The organism is Corynebacterium urinipleomorphum, from assembly GCF_900155535.1.
Classification (GTDB): domain Bacteria; phylum Actinomycetota; class Actinomycetes; order Mycobacteriales; family Mycobacteriaceae; genus Corynebacterium; species Corynebacterium urinipleomorphum.
Window position 1 is genome coordinate 1 of sequence record NZ_LT706963.1, and the last position, 3,856, is coordinate 3,856.

The following is a 3,856-nucleotide window of genomic DNA, read 5'->3' on the forward strand; positions in this document are numbered from 1 at the left end:
AAAATCCAATCAGCCATGCAACCAACCAGACAAACAACACCCCATCAATGGTTCAGATGTCATTCGACCAGCACACACCACAAAAAAGATGCGCAAACAGTCACACAAACCAACCAAACAAAAAATCATTGGCACACTATCGAGTTCTCACACAACACACGCACACCCAACAACAAGCGAAACCAAACGCTTCCCATCGAAGAGGCTTGCACGACCCTACACACACCCACACAACAAACAAAATCCGCTGTGCAAGTGAAAACCTTGAGGATCCACCAGCGCTTGTTTTCCTACCGCCATCTCACCAGAACCACTGTCCGGCGGGGCGTTGTCGGTCGCGCTGACTTGAATAAACCTACACACACACCACACAACAACACAAACCCGCAGCGTAAGTGCCGTTTATCGGCCGTCGTTAAGCCCTGCAATGCGTTGCATGTTGGCCGGCGTGATGTTCGTGCTTCCCCCAACGTAAAGGGCTAGGCACGCAACCCCGATCAGTGCGATAACAGTGGAGATGACGAGCACCCCGATGGAGAGCGGTCCCATGATGGTGGCCTCTTCAAAGCGCAAGATATCCCGCACACCGAACCACGGAAGAAATGCGACGATCCAAGAGAAGCGTTTTCCTTTAACTGCGGTTCCGGCCGTGAACACGCTGAATCCGGAAACTGCGACGGCAATGTCGATGAAGGGATGCCATGCGATGTCGGGATTATCCAGGGGAAGCAGCATGGTTATTCCACACGCAATCGCGCCAATCACGATGCCCGAGACGACGCTCACGCCAATAACATGACCTGCCCACTCCCTGCGGCGTAGGCCGAACGACTTCGCAACCAAGGGACTCACTCCTCCTTGCATTGCTTGCTGGCCGAACCATCCGAAAAAGACGAGCACCGGTGCAGAAGCAATCATGCTGGAGACCGTCACGTTGGAGATGAGTCCTGACGCTGCCACGGTCGCAGCCAGGGTGAGTCCACTTACCGCTGCCCAGATGAGGTTCTTCCGCCAGATTGCTTGAAAGGGCAGTGTCCCCCGTTCCCTGATGCTGCGGCCGTGCATCTTTCCTGCACGACTTGTATCACCCACGGCACCGTGATCGGAAACGAAGATCGCGCCAATGATGAGCGAGGTCAACGAACCAGCCAAGGCGATGATCGGGCGCGGAACGAAGATCGCATACATTGCCACCGCGAACAGGACGATCGGTACTGCGACGATCAGCAGCTGCTGGCGGGCCCGGGCAGCGTTCATGCCGAAAGCGCGGAACACATCCTGCGCTGGGTAGAGAACTGTGATCAGGGTTGAAGTCCCGATAAATGCGCCCCCTATCACCGCGAGCCAGGTGCCTACCCAGGCACCGCCCACGATGAACGCCAACCCCACCGGAACGAGAAGCAGACGCAGCCAAGGGCCAGCTTTGAACTGGTGCCAGAGGAATGCCGGATTCAGCGTTGTCTTTGTGGCGGCCATTTAACTTTCCTCCAGGAAGGAGTCGATGACGTTGCCAAGGTCAGCGGGCGTGATACGGGCATTCAGGCCGGACGCGGCGTCGAAGGGGAGAAGGGCGCGGGAACCGGCATCGGTGCGTCGATAAGCAATGGCGCTAGCTGGTGCGTCGAAGGAGCCGACTGCGATCACGTAATTGTCCGCTTCCTCGGCGGAAATGTGAGCCGCGACCTGGCCATCGCGGCCGAGAATGAGCGCGGAATCGAGGAGCTTAGCGGCATCCTCGATGTGGTGTGTGGCCATGATGAACGTGCGGCCGTTGCCGGAAAACTCCAGCAAATGCCGGTAGAAGACACCGGTGTTGTGTACGTCGAGCCCAACATAGGGTTCGTCCAGAAGAGTTAGCTCCGCACCCGACGCGAGGCCCACGATGTTGCCCACCATAGCGCGCTGGCCGCGGGAAAGCTCACCGTAACCGGTCTTCATTGCCCCATCGAGCGCGAAATCGCGGGCTAGATCCTCCGCGATCGCACTATCCCATGCGGGGTAGCGCAGCTGCGCGCCGGTGAGGATGTCGCGCACAGACCACGAACCGGGGTACGCCACATCGACACCGGTCAACGCGACGCGGTCCATCACGGAACCATCGTCAAACGGCGTGCGGCCGAATACTAAGAGTTCGCCGAACGTGGGCTTGAGCTGGCCCGCGATCAAGGACAGCAGCGTCGACTTGCCCACGCCGTTGCGGCCCAGCAAGCCATGGATGCCGCCGGGTTCAATATCCAAATTGACGTCGTCGAGGACAGTCTTTTCCCGAAAACTCTTGGTCAGGTTACGTGCGGTAATCACTGATACATTCCTCTGCTTTCTGCAACTCGGTCGATGAGGTCGTGGAGGGTGGGCAGGTCGTGGCCTAGGCGCACGGCTTCGTCGATAAGCGGGGCAATGTACGCACCCGCGAATTCTGCTCGCCGCTCGGCGAGGATGACCTCCCTGGCATCAGGTGTGACGAACATGCCGATGCCGCGGCGTTTTTCCAGCACCCCGCTGTCCACGAGGAGAGTGAGCCCCTTGCGTGCTGTAGCCGGGTTGATGCCGTGGAAGGCGGAGAGCTCATTCGTGGAGGGTGCCCGCGAGCCGCCCTCGAGCTGGCCGTCGACTATCTGGTCCTGGATGAGGCGAGCGATCTGCATGAACAGCGGTTCGGTGTCGTTCCCCACTGCCGTACCTCCCAGTTAGTTGGTTAGTTAGTCGTGTAATTAACCATATAACCAATGGAAGCTTTCATCAACGGGTGCGTTGATCAAAGTGAAAGCCTTCAAGTGTTTGCGTTTTGCGCAGGTCAGAGAATTGCCTCAGCGAACGTCACGCAAAACAGGCACACTGGGAGGGCAACAAATTTTTTAGCTACATGAATAGATACGGATTTAGGAGCCATGCTTGAACGCACACTTGTCTTTGTGGACACGTCATACCTGCTCGCGAGTTTTTATAACTCGTGGGAGACAGGGGCGCGGTCTCAATTAGAAATCGACCTGCCTGAGGTGGTGAACAACCTCTCGGGCATGATCACACAGCAACTTCACCAGCCGATCCACCGCCAGTTTTGGTACGACGGCATCCCGGACTCCGGCCCGCACCGCTACCAGCGCGCGCTTCGCACGTGCGACGGCGTCCAGCTGCGCACCGGGCAACTCATCGAGTGGGGCGAGCGCCGAACTCAAAAGGGCGTGGACACGCGCTTGGTCGCAGACATCGTGGTCAACGCCATGCGTGGCCAGTGCACCGACTTCGTCCTAGTCAGCGGGGACGCGGACATGATTCCCGGCGTGGAGGAAGCCACAAACGCCGGCATCCGCGTGCACCTGTACGGCTTTGGTTGGGACTCCATGTCTTCGGCACTGCGCCACGCGTGCGATTCCACCACCATTCTCGACCCGCGCGAGGACTTCGCCGAAGCCATGCAGCTTCAGGTTCTGGAGGGCCCGCTCCCCCCGACCATCCGCGAGCGCCCCATGGACGACGCTGGTGCGGAGGACCAAGAGGGAATGTGCGACATCCCGCGCCCCGACGGCGAACAGCCACTGTCCGAGACCGCAGTCGCGGGCGACACGCTTATCGACGGCACCGTGGACCCCTCCCCTTCCCCCCACCCCGAAAGCCAGTCTGGCAGCGAAAGCATCTCGCCCGAAGACGTCCAGCCGCAACCGGTACCTGAACCAAACGAGGAGCTTCCCAGCACCGACCCGGTGAATACCGTGAACGCTTCCAACGTGGCAGACACTGTGGACCCAGTGGACGACACCGGTGAGTGCAACGAGCCCTCCGAGTCCGACACGGCGGAGCCTTCCGCCACTAACCAGTCGGGCCACTCACCCACCCCGCGCCCGGCGCGCCCGGGCCC

At 59.6% G+C, this 3,856-nt stretch carries 4 protein-coding genes; 1 reads left to right on the top strand and 3 read right to left on the bottom strand.

The genetic code is table 11. The features are described from left to right. Window positions 1-402: 402 nt before the first annotated feature. Genes CZ338_RS02850 through CZ338_RS02860 form a run of 3 tightly spaced genes read right to left on the bottom strand, consistent with a single transcriptional unit; the run spans window position 403 to window position 2,672 of the window. Window positions 403-1,476 (bottom strand): hypothetical protein, encoded by a 1,074-nt coding sequence (locus tag CZ338_RS02850; RefSeq protein ID WP_087116814.1) that lies wholly within the window; start codon window positions 1,474-1,476, stop codon window positions 403-405. After that, the gene (locus tag CZ338_RS02855) at window positions 1,477-2,301 is read right to left on the bottom strand and encodes an ATP-binding cassette domain-containing protein (RefSeq protein ID WP_087116815.1); all 825 of its coding nucleotides are present in this window, start codon (window positions 2,299-2,301) and stop codon (window positions 1,477-1,479) included. Then, a complete protein-coding gene (locus CZ338_RS02860) occupies window positions 2,298-2,672 on the bottom strand; it encodes a GntR family transcriptional regulator (RefSeq protein ID WP_087116816.1) in 375 nt (124 codons plus the stop codon). Before CZ338_RS02860 ends, CZ338_RS02855 begins: the two co-directional genes overlap by 4 nt. A gap of 216 nt (window positions 2,673-2,888) precedes the next feature. On the opposite strand from CZ338_RS02860, the gene CZ338_RS10950 reads away from it, so the two are divergent. Then, window positions 2,889-3,856 (top strand): NYN domain-containing protein (locus CZ338_RS10950; RefSeq protein WP_235839452.1); only part of this gene is annotated, 968 nt, incomplete at its 3' end.

Coding starts and splice junctions, on each gene's coding strand:
- CZ338_RS02850 (WP_087116814.1), bottom strand. CDS start 1,476: ATGGCCGCCACAAAGACAACGCTGAATCCGGCATTCCTCTGGCACCAG.